At 66.9% G+C, this 21,195-nt stretch carries 17 protein-coding genes; 4 read left to right on the top strand and 13 right to left on the bottom strand.

The genetic code is table 11. From position 1 onward, the window contains the following. The first annotated feature begins 7 nt into the window (after positions 1–7). Positions 8–2,839: a phosphoenolpyruvate carboxylase gene (gene ppc / locus P3L18_RS08765; RefSeq protein ID WP_276113886.1), complete on the top strand. Its 2,832-nt coding sequence runs from the start codon at positions 8–10 to the stop codon at positions 2,837–2,839. 194 nt (positions 2,840–3,033) lie between these two features. Here ppc and P3L18_RS08770 read toward each other — a convergent pair whose 3' ends face one another. The 6 genes from P3L18_RS08770 to tkt form a co-directional block, all read right to left on the bottom strand. Then, a complete protein-coding gene (locus P3L18_RS08770) occupies positions 3,034–4,620 on the bottom strand; it encodes an HNH endonuclease signature motif containing protein (RefSeq protein ID WP_276113887.1) in 1,587 nt (528 codons plus the stop codon). A 484-nt stretch (positions 4,621–5,104) separates the two neighbouring features. Then, positions 5,105–5,848 (bottom strand): 6-phosphogluconolactonase, encoded by a 744-nt coding sequence (gene pgl, locus P3L18_RS08775; protein WP_079929629.1) that lies wholly within the window; start codon positions 5,846–5,848, stop codon positions 5,105–5,107. Then, positions 5,845–6,762: a glucose-6-phosphate dehydrogenase assembly protein OpcA gene (locus P3L18_RS08780; RefSeq protein ID WP_276113888.1), complete on the bottom strand. Its 918-nt coding sequence runs from the start codon at positions 6,760–6,762 to the stop codon at positions 5,845–5,847. The genes pgl and P3L18_RS08780 overlap by 4 nt, the downstream gene beginning before the upstream one ends. Before the next feature lie 22 nt (positions 6,763–6,784). Further along, entirely contained in the window at positions 6,785–8,326 is a 1,542-nt protein-coding gene (gene zwf / locus P3L18_RS08785; RefSeq protein WP_020171405.1) for a glucose-6-phosphate dehydrogenase, read from the bottom strand. Positions 8,327–8,330: 4 nt separating this feature from the next. Then, a complete protein-coding gene (tal, locus tag P3L18_RS08790; protein WP_079929630.1) occupies positions 8,331–9,452 on the bottom strand; it encodes a transaldolase in 1,122 nt (373 codons plus the stop codon). 90 nt (positions 9,453–9,542) lie between these two features. Beyond that, positions 9,543–11,621 carry a transketolase gene (tkt, locus tag P3L18_RS08795; RefSeq protein ID WP_276113889.1) on the bottom strand — a complete coding sequence of 693 codons (2,079 nt, stop codon included), beginning with the start codon at positions 11,619–11,621 and terminating at the stop codon, positions 9,543–9,545. A gap of 350 nt (positions 11,622–11,971) precedes the next feature. On the opposite strand from tkt, the gene P3L18_RS08800 reads away from it, so the two are divergent. Next, positions 11,972–13,006, top strand: a complete 1,035-nt coding sequence (locus P3L18_RS08800) for a heme o synthase (RefSeq protein ID WP_026920148.1) — start codon at positions 11,972–11,974, stop codon at positions 13,004–13,006. Between the two features lie 20 nt (positions 13,007–13,026). Here P3L18_RS08800 and P3L18_RS08805 read toward each other — a convergent pair whose 3' ends face one another. Beyond that, positions 13,027–13,992: a quinone oxidoreductase gene (locus P3L18_RS08805; RefSeq protein ID WP_276113890.1), complete on the bottom strand. Its 966-nt coding sequence runs from the start codon at positions 13,990–13,992 to the stop codon at positions 13,027–13,029. A 37-nt stretch (positions 13,993–14,029) separates the two neighbouring features. After that, complete coding sequence (locus P3L18_RS08810) at positions 14,030–14,551, bottom strand: phosphoribosyltransferase (protein ID WP_006370306.1); 522 nt, start codon at positions 14,549–14,551, stop codon at positions 14,030–14,032. 90 nt (positions 14,552–14,641) lie between these two features. Between P3L18_RS08810 and P3L18_RS08815 the strand changes: the two genes are divergently transcribed. Beyond that, entirely contained in the window at positions 14,642–15,031 is a 390-nt protein-coding gene (locus P3L18_RS08815) for a hypothetical protein (RefSeq protein WP_014359948.1), read from the top strand. A 39-nt stretch (positions 15,032–15,070) separates the two neighbouring features. Here P3L18_RS08815 and P3L18_RS08820 read toward each other — a convergent pair whose 3' ends face one another. After that, positions 15,071–15,463 (bottom strand): MerR family transcriptional regulator, encoded by a 393-nt coding sequence (locus P3L18_RS08820; RefSeq protein ID WP_276113891.1) that lies wholly within the window; start codon positions 15,461–15,463, stop codon positions 15,071–15,073. Between the two features lie 51 nt (positions 15,464–15,514). Between P3L18_RS08820 and P3L18_RS08825 the strand changes: the two genes are divergently transcribed. Next, the gene (locus tag P3L18_RS08825; RefSeq protein WP_276113892.1) at positions 15,515–16,369 is read left to right on the top strand and encodes an alpha/beta hydrolase; all 855 of its coding nucleotides are present in this window, start codon (positions 15,515–15,517) and stop codon (positions 16,367–16,369) included. A 22-nt stretch (positions 16,370–16,391) separates the two neighbouring features. On the opposite strand, the gene P3L18_RS08830 is transcribed toward P3L18_RS08825, so the two are convergent. The 4 genes from P3L18_RS08830 to mptB all read right to left on the bottom strand — a co-directional run bounded on the left by P3L18_RS08830 (position 16,392) and on the right by mptB (position 21,159). After that, positions 16,392–17,384, bottom strand: coding sequence for a COX15/CtaA family protein (locus tag P3L18_RS08830; RefSeq protein WP_006370310.1), 993 nt, complete (start codon positions 17,382–17,384; stop codon positions 16,392–16,394). Between the two features lie 52 nt (positions 17,385–17,436). Continuing rightward, positions 17,437–18,255: an ABC transporter permease gene (locus tag P3L18_RS08835; protein ID WP_006370311.1), complete on the bottom strand. Its 819-nt coding sequence runs from the start codon at positions 18,253–18,255 to the stop codon at positions 17,437–17,439. After that, the gene (locus P3L18_RS08840; protein WP_079929643.1) at positions 18,252–19,226 is read right to left on the bottom strand and encodes an ABC transporter ATP-binding protein; all 975 of its coding nucleotides are present in this window, start codon (positions 19,224–19,226) and stop codon (positions 18,252–18,254) included. Before P3L18_RS08840 ends, P3L18_RS08835 begins: the two co-directional genes overlap by 4 nt. A 118-nt stretch (positions 19,227–19,344) precedes the next feature. Continuing rightward, the gene (mptB, locus tag P3L18_RS08845) at positions 19,345–21,159 is read right to left on the bottom strand and encodes a polyprenol phosphomannose-dependent alpha 1,6 mannosyltransferase MptB (protein ID WP_276113893.1); all 1,815 of its coding nucleotides are present in this window, start codon (positions 21,157–21,159) and stop codon (positions 19,345–19,347) included. Positions 21,160–21,195 lie beyond the last annotated feature (36 nt).

The raw sequence follows: 21,195 nt of genomic DNA on the forward strand, positions 1-21,195 counted from the left end.
TGGGGCAATGACCTCTCCTTCGCGCGGTGCCCCGGACTGGCGTCCTTCCATCTCGATCGTCGACCACATCGTCGTCGACGACGAGGGCCGCACCCTCACCGAACCGCTGCGTGAGGACATCCGATTGCTCGGCGGCATTCTCGGCGACATGGTGCGCGAACACTCGGGGGCGGAGGTCTTCGACCTCGTCGAGTCGGCGCGAGTGGCGGCGTTCAAGATCCGGCGGGCCGAGATCGATCGCGACGAGTTGGCCGATCTGTTCGTCGATCTCGACATCTCGGTGGCGATGCCGATCATCCGCGCGTTCAGCAACTTTGCGCTGTTGGCCAACCTGGCCGAGGACATCCACCGTGAACGCCGGCGGATGATCCACGTACGGGCCGGCGACCCGCCCCAGGACAGTAGCCTCGACGCCACATACGCCAAACTGGCCGAGGCCGGTCTCGGCGATGACGAGGTGGGTGATGCGCTCGCCGACGCGACGGTGGTGCCGGTGATCACCGCCCATCCGACAGAAACCCGCCGGCGGTCGGTGTTCGAGGCGCAGAACCGGATCACCGAGCTGATGCGATACCGGTCGCGGACCGAACTGACGCCCGCCGAGGAGGCGGCGGTCACCGAGGGAATCCGGAGGCAGATCCTCACGCTGTGGCAGACCGCGTTGATCCGCCTCGAGCGGCTCACCATCCAGGACGAGATCCGTTCGGGCCTGCGCTATTACGACGCGTCGTTCTTCGAGGTCGTGCCCAAGATCAACACCTCGGTGCGGGCCGCGTTGCGGTCGGCGTATCCGAACGCCGGTCTGGCCGACGAGCCGATGCTGCGGATGGGCTCGTGGATCGGCGGTGACCGCGACGGCAATCCGTTCGTCACCGGCGAGATCGTGGAGATGGCAACGACTCTCGCGGCGCGCACGGCGATCGGCAACCACCTGTCGGAGCTCGAGGCGCTCGCGCAGGAACTGAGCATGTCGACCCGGCTCATGACGACCTCCGACGCGGTCTACGAACTCGCCGGTGTGCCCCGCGAGGACGCGGCCGCCGACGAGCCGTTCCGTCTTGCATTGCGCCACATCCGTTCTCGGTTGGTCGCCACCGCGACCGGGCTGTTCGGTGAGGAGGTGATGAAGACCTCGGATCTGTTCCTGCTCGACGGTGCCGACGCCTACTCGACCGCCGACGAACTGCTCGCCGACCTCGACGTCATCGATGCCGGACTCCGCGCCGCCAACGACGACATCATCGCCGACGACAGGCTACTGCGGCTCCGGGAGTCGGTGCGCACCTTCGGTTTCCACCTGTCCGGGCTGGACATGCGGCAGAACTCCGACATGCACGAGGACGTCATCGCCGAACTGCTGGCGTGGGCCGGCGTGCACCCGGACTACCGGTCGCTGGACGAGGCCGAGCGGGTCGAGATCCTGACCAATGAACTCGCCGCCCGGCGGCCGCTCACCCGGCCCGATGCCGATTTGTCCGAGTTGGCGACCAAGGAACTCAACATCGTCCGTGCGGCCGCGACCGCGGTGGCGCGGTTCGGACCGCAGTCGGTGCCCAACTACATCATCAGCATGTGCACCTCGGTCAGCGACATGCTCGAGCCGATGATCCTGCTGAAAGAAGCCGGGCTGATCGACATCGACGGCGACACCGGGAAACTCATCTCGACGGTTCGAATCGTCCCACTGTTCGAGACCATCGAGGATCTGCAGCAGGGCGCAGAAACCCTGTTGGCCGCCTTGGACATCCCGCTGTACCGCGACCTCGTCGACGGGCAGTCGGGCATGCAAGAGGTCATGCTCGGCTATTCCGATTCCAACAAGGACGGCGGCTACATGGCCGCGAACTGGGCGCTCTATCGCGGCGAGCTCGATCTCGTCGAGGCCGCGGCCAAGGTCGGAATCCGGTTGCGGCTCTTCCACGGTCGCGGTGGCACCGTCGGCCGCGGTGGGGGACCGAGCTACGACGCCATCCTGGCCCAGCCGCCGGGCGCGGTCCAGGGGTCGCTGCGCATCACCGAGCAAGGTGAGATCATCGCCGCGAAATACGCCGAACCCGTCAGCGCCGAACGCAATCTGGAGACGTTGCTCGCCGCGACCATCGAGTCGTCGCTGCTCGACGTCGAGGGACTCGGGGACGAATCAGAGGACGCCTACACCACTCTCGACGAGATCGCGGCGCTGGCCCGCTCGGCCTACAGCGCGCTGGTGCACGAGACACCGGGATTCGTGGAGTACTTCACGACGTCGACGCCGCTGTCGGAGATCGGCGCACTCAACATCGGCAGCCGTCCGGCGTCGCGTAAACAGACCGAGAAGATCTCCGATCTGCGGGCCATCCCATGGGTGCTGTCGTGGACGCAATCCCGCGTGATGCTGCCGGGCTGGTACGGCACCGGCGCTGCCTTCGAGCAGTGGGTCGGCGACGACGCGGACCGTCTGGCGACCCTGCAGCGGTACTACGAGAAGTGGCCGTTCTTCCGCACCGTGATGTCCAACATGGCGCAGGTGCTCGCCAAGTCGGACATGGGACTCGCGCATCGATACGCCCAGCTCGTGCCTGACGAGCAGTTGCGCGACACCGTCTTCGGGATGATCGTCGACGAGCACGAACGCACCATCGCGATGTACTCGAAGATCACCGGTACCAACGATCTTCTTGCCGACAACGCGGCACTCAAACGGTCGGTGTACAACCGCTTCCCGTACCTCGAGCCGCTGAATCTGCTGCAGGTCGAGCTTCTGCGTCGCTTCCGCGCCGGTGACGATTCACCGCGAATCCGCCGAGGGATCCAGCTGACGATGAACGGTTTGGCGACCGCACTGCGCAACAGCGGCTAGGTCCTCGGTCGAGGTGCTTTCCCTGGTGGTCGAGGTGCCTTCCCCGATGGTCGGGGTGCCTTTCCCCGATGGTCGAGGTGCTTTTTCTTGGTGGTCGAGGTGCTTTTTCTTGGTGGTCGAGGTGCGACGAGCGCAAGCGAGGAGCCTCGAGACCCGGTGAGCCACAGCTGGTTCCACCCCACAGCAGAACCCTGTCACCGCGGATACGTGACAATCACCTGCCCTGTCCGTCGGTTCCGCCACTCCACCTTACGATCCAGGAGGAGAGTCGGCACCCACTCGGCGAGGTGTTTGCGTTGGTGATCAGCCCGACACAACGGGATCAGATCACCAAGCACCGTCCACCCTCCGGCCTCGGGGTCGGTGTGGTTGAAGGGTCGCCAGTGGTCGAGGTCGCACAGGTGTGACGGCATCCCGCAGTAGGGGTATCGGCACCAGGCGTCGTTGGCCAGCACCTCAGCGCGCAAGGCAGCGCTGGGTGCATAGGTCAATGCCCCAGGGGGTGGCACGGTAAACCCGCCGTGTCCGGTCGGATCCGCGGGCGGTGCTTGGGGTCGGTCGGAGATCTGCGGGATGAGTGGTCCCGCAGCACGGGCGGTTTCGGGGTAGTGGATGGTTTTCGCTACGTCGGCGAGGGTGGTGGCGTAGTCGGGGTCGATGGGCCCGTATCCCTGCAACCGGGGTACGAGAATACCGTCGGGGTCAGTGACCACCGTCAGTACGGGTGCGCCGGGTACGACCAGGGCCCGCCCGAACTGCACCGGAACCTCATCCGGCGTCGGTGGATTCATCGGGTCGGGGATCTCGGGTTCGGCGACCGGCTCGATCAACTCAACCAACTCGACTGCGGGAGCGTCGGCGTCGGCAGGTTCGGGTAGCAGGTCGTCCCACGCTGCCGCATCCTCGGCGTCAGAGGGTGTTTCGGCCGAGTCCCTGTTGACGGCATCGCTGCCTTTCGTGCAGTCGTCCTGCCCGCATTCGCAGTCGAGTCGGGCTCCGGGCACGCCGGTGATCTCCCCGAGTGCGATCACCCGCACTGGCCCGACGCGTCGCGGGTCCTTACGGCAGGTCCGTTCATCGATCAGGGCGTTGATCTGGGTTGTGAGGAACACCCCGTAGTGGGCGGGGACGACCGCATCGAGGGCGGAGTGCCCAGCAACATCGGGGGTGATGGTCACATTTCCGACCAGATCGGTGATGGTGTCGCGTTCCTCGATCACACTGTCGGGGTTCATCGAAATCAACGCGGCGTCGAGTTGTTGCGAGAGCACCGGGTCGGTCGTCGCCCGAGACCCGTATTCCAGGACGATCTCTTCGAACGTCATCTCCTCGTTGTCCCCGGCCTCGACGGTGTCGGTGTCGGTGGTGTCGATGTTCTCGCCACGCTGCGCGGCCCGCGCCATGATCGAAGCCCGATTCGTCGACAGTTCCCCGTTCAGATAGGCGGCACGGATGAGTGGGAACTTCTCCAACAGATCCGCCAACGCCACCCAACTCCCGGCCTTGCTACGGGAGACCTTGAACTGCAACGACACCTCGGCCCGGCCGAGTCTCTCGGCATGCTCGACCACCGACCCCCACACACCGGTCTCGGGCCGCCCGGCCAGATGCTCACGAAACACCCGCTCCGCCAACGCAGCGGCAGCCAGCACCGTCCGGGCCTCGTATTTGCGGGCCTCGCGGAGCAGGTCCGGGCCGGTCTCGGTGAGCTCATCGCGCGACATGGCTGTGATCGCGGCAGCGTCGGCATCCGGATCGGTGAACGTCAATGTGGTCGACATCCGAACAACCTCCCCTCCCGCGATCGGACTTGATGAGAACGAGTGTACGAAGGGGTACCGACAAAACCGGCCCGGCGGAGATGGGGCCGTCAAAATCTGTGGACAACTATTTTCAACTCATCGATTGGGCGCTCGATTACGTCGAGCGGGTAGTGGATGTGGTTGCGATGCTTGTCATCTCGCCGGGTCTCGAGGCTCGCCGCACGCGGCTCACACCTCGACCACCGGGGAAGGGGCAAGCGTCGATCAGGTAATGCTCCGTCGTTCTACCCCGGACCATTCCATCCGATGGTCGAGGTGCCGAGGAGCGCCAGCGACGAGCCTCGAGACCCTCTCGCCGATAGGTATTCCCATCACCCGCGAATCGAAACCTGCACCGTGGCAGGCAGTCTCGAGGCCCGGCGCCTGGTCGCCGAGCACCTCGACCGCCGGGGAAGGGGCGGACATCGGATGGCGGAAACGTCGCTCCAACCCCGACGGGGTTTCAGGCGTCGGGGAGAGCGGAGGCCGCGGCGTGGTCGAGGAACCAGACGGTTTCCTCGGTGCCGTGGGCACCGGCGCAGGGCCAGTCGGCAGGATCGGCGCGGGCGTGAGCCGCGGCCACCGCTTGGGCCTTGTCCTCACCGGCGACGAGAAACCACACCGCCTTGCTGCGGTTGACCACCGGCAGCGTGAGGGTGATCCGCCGCGGCGGTGGTTTGGGTGAGTCCTCCACGGCAACAACGGTCTTCTGCGTCTCGGCGGTGGCGGCGCTGTGCGGGAACAGGGAGTTGATGTGGCCCTCACCGCCCATGCCGAGCAGGTGAAGATCGAACTGCGGGGACACATCGGCTCCCGCGTTTGCCAACAGGGTGGCGGCGTAATCGGCTGCCGCGGCCTCGATGTCGTCGCCGAACTCGCCGTCCGACGGTGCCATCGGATGCACCCGGGCCGGATCGACCGGCACATGGTCGAGCAGCGCGTCCCGGGCCTGCCCGTAATTGCGTTCCGGATCGCCGGTCGGGACGAATCGGTCATCGCCCCAATAGATGTCAACCTTGGACCAGTCGATGTCACCGCTGTCGTCGGCGAGGGACGCCAGAATCGCGATGCCGTTGCTACCACCGGTCAGCACCACCGACGCAACCCCACGAGCGCGCTGAGCGGCACCGATCAGATCGACGAACCGACGCGCCGCGGTGTCGACCAGAGTCTGCTTGTCATCGAAAACCAGTGTCTCGGTGGTCATGCCGGTTGTCCTTGCTGGCTCAGTTCGACGGCGCCACGAAGTGCCTGCTCGAAGACCTCGTCGGTATCGAGGCGGCGCAGTTCCTCGGCGAGATACACGGGCAGATCACGGTTGGTCATGGCGACCCGACCATCGGGCTTGCCGGGCACCGAGATCACCGCGTTGCCGTTCTGATCGATCGACAGGACCGTCGCGCCGTGGTCACGCAACAGCCGGACCTCGAAACTTCCGATCGACCGGGTGGTGGGTACGCCGAGCGCCGAATACAGCCATCCCGCAAGTAATTCGATGCCCGGGGACTGGGCCGGTCCGGTGACCACCACCGACTGGATCGGTGTGTGCGGCGGGCGATCGATCGCCGACGCGAGCAGCGCACGCCAATGCGTGATCTGGGTCCACGCGAGATCGGAGTCACCGGGGGAGTAGGTCGCCAGCCTGCGTTCGAGAACACTCTCGGGATGCGTGGACTTGCTGGCGTCGAGGATGCGTCGTCGACCGATCCGGCCCATCGGGTCGGCGGACGGATCCTCGGGTGCCGCGCCCGGCCACCAGACGACGATCGGGCAGTCCGGCAGCAGGAACGGCGTCACGACGCTGTGCGGTTGATCGGCGAGTGGCCCGGACATCGACAGGATCACCACCTCCGATGCGCCCGCGTCACCGCCCACCCTGATCTGCGCGTTGAGCAGCGACGCGCCCTTTCTGGAGCCGCACGCCAGCACGATGACCCGGCTGGGATGTTCGCTGCTGGCGCCGATCGCCGCTTCCACGGCGGCCTCGGTGGGTTCGCCGTGTTCGGCCACCACGACGAGGGTCAGCACGCGGCCGAGGCTGATCGCGCCACCGGACTCGCGGATCTCGACCATCTTCTTGGCGACGTCGTTGGTCGAGGTCTCGGGCATCTCGATGATCATCGGGGTCCTCTCACATCGGTCGTCACGGTCGGCGCCATGCGCGGCCGGTCCGGGCCATCATGTCGTCAGCCGACTTCGGGCCCCACGTCCCGGCTTCGTAGGTGTCGGGCTTACCCGACTCCGCCCAGTTCTCGAGGACGGGATCGAGGATCTCCCAAGCCAATTCGACTTCGTCGTTCACCGGGAACAACGACGGCTCACCGAGCAGCACGTCGAGGATGAGGCGTTCGTAGGCTTCCGGTGATGCCTCGGTGAAGGCCGTTCCGTAGCTGAAGTCCATGTTGACGTCGCGGACCTCCATGCTCGACGCCGGCACCTTGGACCCGAAACGCAGTGTGATGCCCTCGTCGGGCTGCACCCGGATCACCAGTGCATTCTGCGACAGCTCCTCGGTCATGGTCTTGTCGAACGGTAGGTGCGGCGCCCGTTTGAAGACCAAGGCGATCTCGGTCACCCGGCGCCCCAACCGCTTTCCGGTCCGCAGATAGAACGGCACACCGGCCCAGCGCCGCGAGTCGACCTCGAGGGCGATCGCCGCATAGGTCTCGGTGGTCGAGTCGGCCGCAAATCCCTCCTCGTCCTTGAGTCCCGGGACCTTCTCGCTACCCTGCCAGCCCGGGCCGTATTGACCGCGGGCGGTGTTCTCCTCGATCGGCAAGATGTTGCGGGTCGCCGACAGTACCTTGATCTTCTCGGCCTGTAATTGCTTGGGCTCGAAGGAGATCGGCTCCTCCATCGCCACCAGTGCCATCAGCTGCAGCAGGTGGTTCTGGATGACGTCGCGGGCCGCGCCGATCCCGTCGTAGTAGCCGGCGCGTCCACCGAGTCCGATGTCCTCGGCCATGGTGATCTGGACGTGGTCGACGTAGTGAGAACTCCACAGCGGATCGAACAGCTGATTGGCGAACCGCAGCGCGAGGATGTTCTGGACCGTCTCCTTACCCAGATAGTGGTCGATGCGGAACACCGACGACTCCGGGAAGACGGCGTTCACAATGCCGTTGAGGTCTTTCGCCGACTGCAGATCGTGGCCGAACGGTTTCTCGATGACCACCCGACGCCAGTGGTCATCACGTTCCTCGGCCAGACCGCTGCGCTGCAACTGCTCGCACACCGTCGGGAAGGCCTTCGGCGGAATCGACAGGTAGAACGCATGATTGCCGTCCGTCCCGCGCTTGTTGTCGAGATCGGCCAGCGTCGACTTGAGTCGCGCGAACGCCTCGTCGTCGTCGAACGACCCCTGCACGAAGCGGAATCCCTCGGCCAGTCGCTCCCACACCTCCTCGCGGAACCCGGTGCGCGCATGCTGACGGACCGCGTCGTGCACCACCGTGGCGAAATCCTCGTCGTCCCAATCACGCCGGGCGAAGCCGACGAGAGCGAACGACGGTGGCAGCAAACCGCGATTGGCCAGGTCGTAGACCGCGGGCATCAACTTCTTGCGCGCGAGATCACCGGTCACGCCGAAGATGATCAGACTGCACGGGCCGGCGATGCGCGGTAGCCGCTTGTCACGCGGATCCCGAAGTGGGTTACGCCATTTCGTGGGACCGCCGGTAGGCACGTGTTCAGGCCTTCTTCGCGGCGTCGAGTTGCTCGGCGGTGGCTGCGAGCAATTCGTTCCAGGCTTCCTCGAACTTGCTGACGCCTTCGTCCTCGAGGACGACGAAGACGTCGTCGAGGTCGACTCCGAGGCCGGCGATCTTGTCGAAGACCTCCTGTGAGGCTGCCGAGGTACCGATGATCGAGTCGGTGTTGACCCAGCCGTGGTCGGCGAAGGCTTCCATCGTCTTACCCGGCATGGTGTTGACGGTGTTCGGCGCGACGAGCTCGCTGACGTAGAGGGTGTCGGGGTAGTCGGCGTTCTTGGTCCCGGTCGAGGCCCACAGCGGCCGTTGCGGATTGGCGCCCTTGTCGACCAAACCGTGGAAGCGTGACTCGACCTCGAAGATTTCCTGGTACGCGGCGTAGGCCAACCGGGCGTTGGCCAGCGCCGCCTTGCCCTTCAACGCGGTCGCCTCGGGTGTACCGATGGCGTCGAGACGCTTGTCGATCTCGGTGTCCACGCGGGAGACGAAGAACGAGGCGACCGAGTGGATCGTCGAGATATCGTGGCCGGCTTGCGCGGCGGCCTCGATGCCCGACAGGTAGGCGTCCATCACGCCCTGGTAGCGCTCGACGGAGAAGATCAGGGTCACGTTGACGCTGATGCCCTCGGCGAGTACCCGGGTGATCGCCGGCAGCCCGGCCTTGGTGGCGGGAATCTTGATCAGCAGGTTCGGGCGGTCGACGATCTTCCACAGTTCGATGGCTTGCGCGACTGTCTTGTCGGTGTCGTGGGCGAGTCGGGGGTCGACCTCGATCGACACCCGACCGTCGACACTGCGGGACTCGGTGAACACCGGTGCGAGGACGTCACACGCATTGCGGACGTCGTCGGTGGTGACGGTGCGGATGGTGGCATCGACGTCGGCGCCACGGGCGGCGAGCTCGTTGACCTGCTCGTCGTAGGCGTTGCCCTTCGACAGTGCGGCCTGGAAGATCGACGGGTTGGTGGTCACCCCGACCACCGAGCGGGTGTCGATGAACTCCTGCAGACCTCCCGAGGAGATCAGGTCACGGGACAGGTCATCCAGCCACACCGATACACCGGCGGCGGACAATTCGGCGAGCTTGGCGTTCTGGGTCACGGTTCTCTCCTTGCGTGCATCGCGTGGTGTCCTTGTGGGGCCCGCGATCTCGGTGTGTTCGGTTGTGGTGGAAGGCGTTCGGGCGTGGGGTCAGGAGCCGACGACGCGCTGCGCGGCGGTGGCCACGGCGTCGGCGGTGATGCCGAATTTCTCGTAGAGCACCTTGTAGTCGGCCGAGGCACCGAAGTGCTCGAGGGAGATGATCTCCCCGGTATCGCCGACGACCTGATACCACGGCATGGCGATGCCGGCCTCGACGGAGACGCGCGGCACCGACGGCGGAAGCACCGAATTGCGGTATTCCGCGTCCTGCTCGAAGAACCACTCGAAGCACGGCATGGACACCACACGTGCGCGGATACCCTTGTCGGCCAAGGTCTTCTGTGCCTCCACGGCGAGCTGGACCTCGGAGCCGGTGCCGATCAGCACGACCTGCGGCTCGCCGTCGGCCTCCGACAACACGTACGCACCGGCCGCGACACCCTCGTACGAGGTGCCCTCGAGGACCGGCACACCCTGACGGGTCAGGCACAGGCCGACCGGATGGTCACGCCGGGTGAGCAGGTGGCGCCAGGCGTGGGCGGTCTCGTTGGCATCGGCCGGACGGACCACATCGAGGTTCGGGATGGTGCGCAGCGCCGCGAGGTGCTCGACCGGCTGGTGGGTCGGGCCGTCCTCGCCGAGGCCGATCGAGTCGTGGGTCCAGACGTAGATCGGGTCGATCGCCATCAGTGACGCCAGCCGGACCGCGGGCCGCATGTAGTCGGCGAACTGCAGGAAGGTACCGCCGTAGGCGCGGGTGGGACCGTGCAAGACGATCCCGGACAGGATCGAGCCCATGGCGTGTTCGCGGATACCGAAATGCAGGGTGCGGCCGTAGGGGTTGGCCGTCCAGGTCTTGGTGCTGATCGACGACGGCCCGAACGAGTCGACGTCGTCCATGGTGGTGTTGTTCGAGCCCGCGAGATCGGCGGAGCCACCCCACAATTCGGGCAGGATCGGTCCGAGTGCGGAGAGCACATTGCCCGAGGCGGCGCGGGTGGCCAGTGCTTTGCTGCCCGGCTCCCAGCTCGGCAGCACGTCGGTCCAGCCGTCGGGGAGTTCATGCGACCACAGGCGGTCGAAGAGTGCCTTGCGGTCCGGGTTGGCCGCGGCCCAGGCGTCGAAGCCCTTCTGCCACTGCGCGTGGGCGGCGGCGCCACGCTCGGTGAGCGCGCGGGTATGGGCGATGACCTCCTCGGACACCTCGAAGTTCTTGTCGGGATCGAAGCCGAGGACCTTCTTGGTGGCGGCGACCTCGTCGGCGCCCAGCGCCGATCCGTGGATCGCGCCGGTGTTCATCTTGTCCGGGGCGGGGTACCCGATGATGGTGCGCAGCACGATCAGCGACGGTTTGTCGGTGACCTGCTTCGCGGCTTCGATCGCGGCTTCGATCGCGGTGACGTTCTCGCCGCCGGAGACATGCTGCACATGCCACCCGTAGGCCTCGTAGCGGGCGGCGGTGTCCTCGGTCAGCGCGATCTGGGTGTCGTCCTCGATCGAGATGTGATTCTTGTCGTAGAAGACGATCAGGTTGCCGAGTTCCTGCGCGCCGGCCAGCGACGACGCCTCGGAGGTGACGCCCTCCTCGATGTCACCGTCGGAGGCGATCACGTAGATGTGGTGGTCGAACGGGCTGGCGCCGGCCGCGGCGTCCGGATCGAACAGGCCACGCTCGTAGCGTGCGGCGTAGGCCATACCGACCGCCGAGGCCAGTCCCTGCCCGAGTGGACCGGTGGTGATCTCCACGCCACGTGTGTGATGCAGCTCCGGGTGACCGGGGGTCTTCGATCCCCAGGTGCGCAGGTCCTCGATGTCGGACAACTCCAGTCCGAAGCCACCGAGATAGAGCTGGATGTATTGGGTGAGGCTGGAATGCCCGCACGACAACACGAACCGGTCACGACCGACCCAATGGGTGTCGGTCGGATCGTGGCGCATCACCCGCTGATACAGCAGGTAGGCCAACGGGGCCAGGCTCATCGCAGTGCCCGGATGGCCACTGCCACACTTCTGGACCGCATCCGCGGCCAGGACCCGAACGGTGTCCACCGCGCGCGAATCGACCTCGGTCCACCACTCGGGATGGGCCGCAGTGGTGAGTTCGCGGATCTCGTCTGTGTCTGCCACTGTTCTGCAGTCTCCTGTACCTATCGGGGTGCGTGCGCTCGCCGCAGCGGGGATTCGAGCAGCGGGGATTCGAGGGTCGACGCCACGCCGGACGGAACGCGAGCCGTCACGTGTGGTGGACGTCGGAGGGGCCTCACTGCTCCCAGAGTAATCGGCCACCGCCCGCCGATGCCCGGCAACCTTGTCTGCGGCGCGCAACGCGGCGCGTCGTCGGGCCCGCGGCCTGGTGGACGCATGCAATTCTTCGATCGGGTGGGGCAGCGTCTACCATGCTGTGTAGTAGCCGTGGCGCGCTGTTCGAGAGCCGGTCAACTGCCCTGAGCGCGTCCTTCGGGCAGGTAGGAGTGGACGTGAGGATTGGGGAACGTGTGAGCGGAGAAGGCACCGCTCCCGGCGGATCCACCTCCGCTCGGCACACCCAGTCCCGTGAGTCCGGCGTCGCAGAGCCGACGGATGGCGTTGTCGAGGAAACCGGCGCGACGTGGCCGCAGCGCATCCGGGCCACCGTCCTGGCCTACATCGCGCTCACCAAGCCGCGCGTCATCGAACTGCTCCTCGTCGCCACGATCCCGGTCATGCTGCAGGCCAACCGTGGCCACGTCGACATCGCGGTCATTCTGTTCACCCTGCTCGGCGGCTGGCTCGGAGCCGGCAGCGCGAACACGTTGAACATGGTCGCCGACGCCGACATCGACAAGAAGATGCGGCGCACCGCGCGCCGGCCGCTGGCCCGCAAGGCCGTCGCCACCCGCAGTGCGCTGATCTTCGGGATCGTGTTGTGGGTGGCGTCGTTCCTGGTGCTGTTCTTCGCCGCGAACCTGCTCAGCGCCCTGTTGGTGACCGCGACCATCGGCTTCTACGTCGGCGTCTACACGATGATCCTCAAGCGACGTACCTGGCAGAACGTCGTGTGGGGTGGGGCCGCGGGCTGCATGCCGACCCTGGTCGGCTGGGCAGCGGTGACCGGAACCCTGAGTTGGCAGCCGGTGGTGCTCTTCCTCGTCATCTTCTTCTGGACGCCGCCGCACACCTGGGCGCTGGCCATGCGGTATCGCGAGGACTACAAGGCCGCCGGGGTGCCGATGCTCCCGGTGATCGCCTCCGACGAGCACGTGACCCGACAGATGCTCTTCTACACCTGGGCCACGGTGCTGGCGTCACTGGCATTGATCCCGGCGGCCAGCTGGATCTACGCGGCGGTCGCGGTGCTGGCCGGCGCCTGGTTCCTCAGCCGGGTCCACAAGCTCTATCGCGACACCCGGCAGGGCGCCGAGGTGACGCCGCTCAAGATCTTCCTGCAGTCCAACGAGTACCTGGCGATCCTGTTCTGCGGACTGGCGATCGACGCCGTCGTGAACCTGCCGGTCCTCACGCACGTCTTCTAGGGCGCCGAGGTACCTCTTCGTCAGTTCGGCACGAGAACCGACGTCCCGGTGGTACGCCGGCCCTCGAGGTCGGCATGTGCCTGTTCGGCGTCGGCGAGACGGTACCGCTGTCCGACCCGCGCCTCGACGCCGTCGGCGAGTGCTCCGAGATACTCCGATGCGCGCCATGCCAATTCGTCGGGATCGGCGATGAAATGCGCCAGGGTCGGTCGGGTCACCGACAACGAGCCCGCGCTGTTGAGACGCTGCAGATCAAATGGTGGCACCGGGCCGCTGGCCGCGCCGAAGAGCACCACGAATCCGCGAATGCCGGTCGATGCCACCGACTGGTCGAAGGTGTCGGCACCCACCCCGTCATAGGTGACCCGCACTCCGGCACCGTCGGTGAGACCTCGCACCTGCTCGACGAGGTCGTCGCCGTAGCGGAGCACGTGGTCGGCGCCGGCCGCGGCCGACAGTTCGGCCTTCTCGTCCGAGGACACCGTCGTGATCACCCGCAGACCCTTGCGCTTGGCCAACTGGGTGAGGATCAGCCCGACACCACCGGCACCGGCGTGCAGCAGGATCGCGTCGCCCTCGGCGGGGTGCGCGCTGCCGTCGAGCAGATAGTGCGCAGTCAGCCCACGCAACAACGAACTCCCGGCGACCTCGTCGGAGACACCGTCGGGGATCGGCACCGCGCGAGCGGCACGGACCGCCACGAGCTCGCCGTAGCTGGCCGGGGCGTCGCACCAGCAGACACGGGTGCCGACATCGAGATCGGAGACCTCCGAGCCGACCGCCACGATCTCGCCGGCGCCCTCGGTGCCGGGCACGTACGGCGGATGTGAGGGGTACAAGCCTCGGCGCAGGTAGGTGTCGATGAAGTTGACGCCGACGGCGGTGACGCGAACGAGAACCTCGTCGGGCGCGGGGATCGGGTCGTCGACCGTCCCATAGCTCAAGACATCCGGACCGCCGTGTCGAGTGACCTGAATTGCGCGCATGAGTCGTTTCTACACCCCGGCCGAGACGTCGGAATCATCACGGTTTCTCGGCGGCTCCGGTGACCGGGGGTTCCACCGACCACGGGAAATCGATCCACTTGGCGGTGGTGCGCCAGCAGTAGTCGGGCGTGGTGATCGTGTGCGGCTTCTGGTAGATCACCGCGTTGCGGACCTCGGCGACGCGGCCCTGATGTTCGCAGAAGTCGTCGACGAGGGCGAGGGTCTTGCCGGAGTCGGCGACGTCGTCGACGACGAGCACCTTCTGATCGTGCAGTCCACTGCTCTCCAACAGTGACGGCAGCATCACCGGTTCGGCCAGGGTCTCGCCGATGCCGGTGTAGAAGGCCACGTTCAGCGAGATCATCAGCTTGCAGTCGAGCGCATAGGCGATCGCGCCGGCCGGGATGAGACCACCGCGGGCGATGCCCAGGATGATGTCGGGGACGAAGCCGTCGTCGGCGATCTGCTGGGCGAGGTCGCGGCATGCCCGGCCGTTCATCTCCCAGGTCAGCTTTTCGCGCTCGTCTGGGGCCGGCGGGGTCGTGGCGGAGGCGTTCATGGCAGTGACTCTGCCAAGTTTCGGGCGGCGGCACATGTTGAGAGCGATGGTGGCGCGTGTCTACCCGGCGGCCCCACCTCGGTATGCTCGATGACCATGAGCGAGCAGCCCGCAGCCGAGAACTCCGAGACCTCCACCGACGCCCCGACCGTGTCGGTACCGCGAGACGTGGTGTCCTCGATCGAGAAGTTCGTCAGCCGGGAAGGCGGGTCGGCCAAGGCCGTCTTGCAGCCGATCGGCGCGGCTGGCGTGCGGATCACTCTCGTCGGCGAACAGGGTGGCATCCTCGGCGATCGCGTGGTCGCCGACCTCGCGACCGCCACCGCAGTCGTGGAAGCGGTGGCCGGCGTCGAGACCGCCGAGTGGGACCGCGACCTGACGTCATCGACCACGGTCGAGCCGTCGCACTATCGCAAGATGGCCGGCTGGGTCGCCGGACAGAAGCACTTTCCCAAGCCGCGTAACCGGGCCATTCTCTGAGTCGGTATCCCGGGACTGGAAGCCGAGGTGACCGGGGACTCAGCCGGCTTCCTCGGGCTCGACCGGGTCCGACCCGGCGAAGACGCTGCACTCCGGGCACCGGGTCAACAGGTCGTGCCGACATTCCACGACATGGACGAGAAACGACTCCGCGTCCGCCAATCGACGGCGCTGCACCCGGATCTCGTCGATCCGTCGATCGATGATCTGGCGGCGCTCGGCTGCGTTGCGATCGAGTACAACGCGTATTTCTCGCAAGGTCATTCCGACGTGCTGGCACGCGCGCAGTACGTGTAGACGGCTCACGTGCTCGGCGCTGTACTCGCGATGCCCGGCCAGGGTGCGGTCGGGCACGACGACGCCCATGTCATCCCAGTGACGCAGGACATGTACTTCGACGCCGACCAGTGCGGCCGCTTCGGCGATGCGCATCACCACATCATGCCTTGACCTCAGGTCGACCTGAGGTCCTACGGTTCGGGGATGCCTTTCAAAGCCGATGCATTGCCCACGCCCGCCATCGTCGAGATCGACGGCGCCGCCATCGCGACCTATGTCCTCGAGCCCCCTCGGGGCCGGCGGAAAGGCCCCGATGTGGTGTGCACGCACGGTACTCCGTGGTCGGCGGGGGTGTGGTTACCGGTGGCCCGGCGATTGGCCGAGCGCCATCGTGTCTTCCTGTGGGACATGCCCGGCTACGGTCGGTCGACCAAGGGTCCGGAGGTGCCGGTTGATCTGATCGCGCAACGGCAACGCTTCGCCGAACTCGTGCGTATCTGGAACCCAGTCCGCCCCCATGTACTCGCGCACGACATCGGTGGGGCGGTCGCGCTCGGCGCGCACCTGTTCGACGGAGTCGCGATGAGCGGTGTCTACCTGCTCGACGCGGTGACGCTGCGCCCATGGGGCTCTGCGTTCTTCGCGCTGGTGGGCAGGCACGCCGAGGTTTTCCAACAACTTCCCGCGGATCTGCACGAGGCGCTCGTGCATCGCTACATCGCCGGTGCCGCCGTCGTCGATCTGCCACACGACACAGTGCGCGGGCTGGTCGAACCGTGGCTCGGTGAGGTGGACCAAGCTGCGTTCTATCGACAGGTCGCGCAGCTGTCGGAGGACCACACCGAACCGATCTGTGCGCGACTGGCGGACGTCACATGTCGGGTCGAGATCGGCTGGGGAGTGAACGATCCGTGGTTGCCGGTCGAACAGGCCGGCCGCCTTCGAGACGCGTTGCCCGGCGATGTCGTCGTCACGCTGCTCGACGGCGTCGGGCACCTTGCACCTCTGGAACGCACAGAGGAACTCGTCGGGCACATTCGGCGCTGGCTGGCGCGGTGAGGTCGCGTGGGCTCCAGTGCCCTCAGGTGAGGGGTACCGGGTCTCCAGATGGGCTGTCCGACAACCGGAACCACAGCACCAGCCAGGTGGCTCCGATCAGCAGCAGCCCGCTGCCCAGCATGTGCAGCAGCACCAGCAGGATGGGCAGGTCGGTGAAGTACTGCACCATGCCGATGATCCCCTGCAGGACCAGCAGCCCCGCGTAGGTGAGGGCCGCCCGGGATTGCGGCATCCGCATGACCCGCGTGATGACCACAACCGCGATTGCCAAACCGATGAGGACGAAGACCGAGTCGGCGTGTAGCTGCGTCGTCTGCGATGGCGTCAGGCCGTTGCGGTGGGCATGGACGTCGCCGGCGTGCGGACCGGAGCCGGTGACGACGGTGCCGAGATAGATCGCGATCCACGTGACCGCGTACACGAGCCACGCCATGATCAGGCCGACGCGTGCGGCGATGCCCGTCACCGCGGATTCCCGTGGATACGGACTCGTGCGGAACACGAGCACCGTGGCTCCCGACACCAACAGCATCGACAGCAAGAAGTGCAGTGAGACCACCCATGGGTTCAGGTCGGTCAGTACGGTGATGCCGCCGACGACACCCTGAAAGGGAATGCCCAGCGCGAGCAGGACCACCAGGACACGGTTGCGGCGCTGCGAAGACGCCTGACGCCACACCGCGACGACCGCGGCAATCGCGATGATGGTGAGCACCCACGTGAGCATGCGGTTACCGAATTCGATGGCCGCGTGATAGCCCATCGCCTCGTGTGGGACGAACGAACCGTCGGTGCACTGCGGCCAGGTGGGACACCCCAATCCGGAGCCGGTCAGCCGGACGGCGCCGCCGGTGACGACGATGCCCACGTTCGCGACCAGCAGAGCGATCGCCCAGCGATGGACGAAACGGATCGTCGGGCGACCGAAGCCGGGGACACGGGCCAGGCCCGAGCGCGTGGTCGCGACGGGCGCGGGCCGGTCGGCGGCCGCGGGGGTCTTCTCTGAAGTCGTCATCGGGGTCCCGCAATCGTGAGAGCTGTCGGGGGAGTGGGCAGGTGGGGCGATCTCACTCGAATCGGAACCACCTGACCGCGAGGGCGCCGGTGACCGCCGCCCACGCCAGCAGCACCACAACGCCGACGACGTCGACACTGCCGTGCGTGGCCTGCTCGAGGGCTTCGGTGAGCGCACCGGAGGGCACACATCGGGCCACCCACCACACGGCGTCGGGGATCCGTGACTGCATGACGACGACGCTGCCGACGCCGACCATCGCGAACCACAGCAGATTTGCGAGAGCGAGCACGACCTCGGCCTTCAGTGTTCCGCCCAGCAGGAGGCCCATCGCCGAGAAGGCGGCGGTGCCCAGGGCGATCACGAGTGCACCGATCGCCAGGCCGCCGAGACCGGGACGCCAGCCGAAGCCGGCGCCGATGGCGCCGATGATCACCGACTGCAACACCACTACGGCCACCACCGCCAGCGACTTGCCGACGATGATGCCCCACCGTGGAATCGGCGTTGCCCCAAGGCGTTTGAGTGCTCCGTAGCGTCGGTCGAAGCCGACGGCGATGGCCTGCCCGGTGAACGCCGTCGACATCACTGCGACGGTCATGATCGCCGGGACGAAGGTTGCCGCGCGTTCGGCGGTACTCGATCCGAGGTCGGTGTCGAGGGGTAGCAGGCACAATCCGATCAGCAGCGTGATCGGGATGAACATGGTGAGCAGGAGTTGTTCGCCGTTGCGCAGCAGCAGCCGCAGTTCGAGACGGGTCTGCGCCGCGAGCATCGCCACGAGTGGCGCCGCCCCGCCACGTGGGGTGAAGGTGCCCGGCGGGAAACGCACCGGGCCCGCGGCGGATCCCACGGTTGTCGAGTCGGTCATCGCAGGGCCCTGCCGGTCAGATCCAGGAACACGTCTTCGAGACTGCGTGTCTCCACCCTCAAATCGGTCGCCAGTACGTTGATCTTCGCGCACCACGCGGTCACCGTCGCCAGCACCTGCGGGGTCATCGACCCGACCACCAGATAGCTGCCGGGCGCGGTCTCAGAACACGCGTAACCCTCGGGTAACGCCAGCGTCAGCAACGTCAGGTCGAGTCCGCGCGGAGCGCTGAACCGCAGCTCGTTCTCGGCGCCGCGGCTGGTGAGATCGGCGGGTGTACCGGCTGCGACCACACGACCGCTGTCGATGATGACGACGTGATCGGCGAGGTGCTCGGCCTCGTCCATCAGGTGGGTGGTCAAGAGCACCGACACCCCGTCGCCGCGCAGGCGGTCGATGATCTCCCACACGACCAGTCGGGCGTGCGCGTCGAGCCCTGCGGTGGGCTCGTCGAGGAACACCAGTTCGGGGCGCCCGACGATGGCGCACGCCAACGACAAGCGCTGCTGCTGGCCACCGGACAGACGGCGAAACGGTGTGCGGGCGGCATCACGCAAACCCAGAGCGTCGAGCAGCCAGTCCGGATCAATCGGGTCGGCGCAGTACGACGCGCACAGTCGCAGCATCTCTTCGGCACGCGCGCCGGGGTAGGCGCCGCCGCCCTGCAGCATCACGCCGACGCGTCGACGTAGCGCGTCGTTGTCGTGCCGGGGATCGAGGCCGAGGACGGTGACCGTTCCTGCATCGGGGGTCAGGAAGCCCTCACAGATCTCGACCGTGGTGGTCTTGCCAGCGCCGTTGGGGCCGAGGAGGGCGAGGATCGATCCCGCGGGGAGTTCGAGATCGAGGCCGTCGACGGCGGTCCGGTCGCCGAAGCGCTTGACCAGTCCGCACACCTGAAGGGCGGGGGCGTCGACACCGGTGACGGTCCGCGCTTCGGGGGACGGGCCGTCGAGGTGACGATCCGTCATCGGATCGTCGCTCGACGGCGAGGAGGTCGCGCTGCGCACACTGGTCAGACTATGCCTTCGTGCGCACAGGTAAAAAACCGTCAACCGCGTGCGCTCGCGTCGGCGTGAACACCACCGATCACGCCGCGGTGTCGGTGTGTTCGGGGGTCGGGCGCTTCGACCAGCGCCGTCGCGGACGCCACCGAGGCCAGTCCTCGAAGAACAGTGCCGTCATCACCGCGACCATGATCACACCGGCCAGCAGCCCCTGGGCGAGGACCACGCCGCTGGTGTTGGAGCTGGTGGGCATGACGACGATCGCGATGATGGCCGAGACGGTGATGGTCGCGATACGGAACCACGGTCGGGTCGCCCAGGCCGCGAGCGGGATGACCGCCCAGAGCAAATACCAGGCCTGGACGAAGGGGAAGAAGACGACGACCGTCGCCATCGACACACCCAACGCTCCCAGCGGGTGCAGGCGCCCGGCCAACGTCGCGAGCATCCAGCGGACCACGAAGACCGCGGCGATGACCTGGCCCAGCGGCCGGACGACGTCGAGGATCGCCTGGGTTTGGTCGCCGAGACCGAGGAAGACCCCGACCCGCCCGGCAGACACCGACAGCAACGTCGGCATCGACATCCACGAGCGGACGACAGCGCCGGTGGACAGTGTCGAGGTCCAACCGAAGCCGAGGCCGGTGCCCACGCAGATGACCACCATCACGACCGCGAGCACGGCGCCGAGCAGGCCCGCGGAGGCAGCCAGCGCCCACACCGTGGTGCGTGACCTCGCCCACCACTGTCGAATCGGTGCCCCACGCAGCGCGGGCAGGCATGCACCCCACCGTTGGGCCAACGCGATCCCCACGAACCCGAGCGCGAGGACGGAGGTGAACTTCACCAGTGAGCTGGTCGCGATCACTGCGGCTCCGGCGAGCAACAGCCACCCGGCACCGGTCGGCCGCCACGATCCCGGCGTGCGGAGCCGCTGCGCACCGTAGATCGCGCGGAAGCACAACTCGATGCCGACCAGCATGAGCCCGAGCATGAGTGCCTCGTTGTGGATGCCACCCACCAGATGCAGGATGACCAGCGGGTTCATCGCCCCCAACCACAATGCGGCCACCGGCGAGACCCCGCACCGCCGCGCCATCCGGGGCAGCGCCCACACGATCAACGCCAGCCCGACCAACGCCACCAGGCGGTGCAGGAAGATGGCCGCGGTGATGTTGTCGCCGGTCACCGCGGTGATGCCCTTGCCGATCCAGATGAAGAACGGACCGTACGGCGCAGGCGTGTCACGCCAGAGGTTGGGTACCGACCTGGTGAGGACGTTGCCCACACCGAGTCCGTGCAGCGGACTGACCGTGTAGGGGTCCATTCCGCGATAGGCGATCGCCGACTGCGCGAGATAGGAGTAGATGTCCTTGCTGAGCAGGGGCGGCGCGACGATGATCGGCGCGATCCACAGCAGAAGGGTGCGATCGGCCTGCTGACGGGTCATCCGGCGCGCCGGACTGCGGCCGTGGAGGACCTCGACGCTGAAGCGTCCGACCGCGAACCGCCCGATCAGCAGCCATGCGACAACGAGCATGATGGTCCCGCCGATCGACAGCGTCAGCGCGGTGCTCCACATCCGCGACGGCAGCGACAGCACACGCATACCGGCCACCGGGTTCTGAAGCACCGGGATCTGTCCGGTGCCCAACGACCCGACGAGCATCAGGATCGTGCCGGTGGCACCGAACAATTTGATGCGCAGCAGCCGGCGGTTCTCGGCGGCGTCGAGGGGACCGACCTCGTGCTCGGGGTCGTGCAGTTTGGCCACGGTGACGCCGTAGTCGCCGCGACGGTCGGGATCGCGCCGGGCCCGCCGCGCAGGTGCGCCCAACCCGACGTAGTCCAGGGTTCGGCGCAGTACCGAGGCCTCTGACGCGGGTGATTCCGACACACGACGACTGTAGTGGGTGACCGTACCGCCGCCGAC

The organism is Gordonia sp. N1V, from assembly GCF_029269935.1.
Classification (GTDB): Bacteria; Actinomycetota; Actinomycetes; order Mycobacteriales; family Mycobacteriaceae; genus Gordonia; species Gordonia polyisoprenivorans.

Coding starts and splice junctions, on each gene's coding strand:
- P3L18_RS08830 (WP_006370310.1), bottom strand. CDS start 17,384: ATGACGACTTCAGAGAAGACCCCCGCGGCCGCCGACCGGCCCGCGCCC.
- P3L18_RS08825 (WP_276113892.1), top strand. CDS start 15,515: ATGCCTTTCAAAGCCGATGCATTGCCCACGCCCGCCATCGTCGAGATC.
- P3L18_RS08770 (WP_276113887.1), bottom strand. CDS start 4,620: ATGTCGACCACATTGACGTTCACCGATCCGGATGCCGACGCTGCCGCG.
- P3L18_RS08780 (WP_276113888.1), bottom strand. CDS start 6,762: ATGATCATCGAGATGCCCGAGACCTCGACCAACGACGTCGCCAAGAAG.
- P3L18_RS08820 (WP_276113891.1), bottom strand. CDS start 15,463: ATGCGCATCGCCGAAGCGGCCGCACTGGTCGGCGTCGAAGTACATGTC.
- pgl (WP_079929629.1), bottom strand. CDS start 5,848: ATGACCACCGAGACACTGGTTTTCGATGACAAGCAGACTCTGGTCGAC.
- ppc (WP_276113886.1), top strand. CDS start 8: ATGACCTCTCCTTCGCGCGGTGCCCCGGACTGGCGTCCTTCCATCTCG.
- P3L18_RS08815 (WP_014359948.1), top strand. CDS start 14,642: ATGACCATGAGCGAGCAGCCCGCAGCCGAGAACTCCGAGACCTCCACC.
- P3L18_RS08840 (WP_079929643.1), bottom strand. CDS start 19,226: ATGACGGATCGTCACCTCGACGGCCCGTCCCCCGAAGCGCGGACCGTC.
- P3L18_RS08810 (WP_006370306.1), bottom strand. CDS start 14,551: ATGAACGCCTCCGCCACGACCCCGCCGGCCCCAGACGAGCGCGAAAAG.
- P3L18_RS08805 (WP_276113890.1), bottom strand. CDS start 13,992: ATGCGCGCAATTCAGGTCACTCGACACGGCGGTCCGGATGTCTTGAGC.
- P3L18_RS08835 (WP_006370311.1), bottom strand. CDS start 18,255: ATGACCGACTCGACAACCGTGGGATCCGCCGCGGGCCCGGTGCGTTTC.